Origin of the sequence: Pseudoalteromonas sp. SIMBA_162 (assembly GCF_046535955.1) — a bacterium.
Classification (GTDB): domain Bacteria; phylum Pseudomonadota; class Gammaproteobacteria; order Enterobacterales; family Alteromonadaceae; genus Pseudoalteromonas; species Pseudoalteromonas marina.
In genome coordinates, this window is the sequence record NZ_JAWJBQ010000869.1 from 1 (window position 1) to 250 (window position 250).

The 250-nt window shown below is 52.0% G+C and carries 1 protein-coding gene; it reads right to left on the reverse strand.

Annotated features, from left to right (window positions below; all coding sequences use genetic code 11):
• Positions 1-180: 4Fe-4S cluster-binding domain-containing protein (locus R0J88_RS22175; RefSeq protein ID WP_410901198.1), on the reverse strand; the 180-nt coding region annotated here is incomplete at its 3' end.
• Positions 181-250: the final 70 nt, after the last annotated feature.

A 250-nucleotide genomic window follows, 5' to 3' on the forward strand; every position in this document is an offset into this window, starting at 1 on the left:
CTTAGCGCACAGCTCGCAGCCTTCCAGACACAGTCGTGCGTCATACAGCAGATCCTGCGTGCGGGCGCGGCTTTCCGGGTTCTGACACCAGCGGCAGCCCAGCGAACAGCCTTTAAGAAATACGACCGTGCGGATACCGGGGCCATCATGGGTCGAGTAGCGCTGAATATTGAAAATCATAGTTGCCTCTCTGTTTCGTTCAAACATTAAAATACTTTCGAATGAAGGTTAGATTGATGTGCGTCAACTG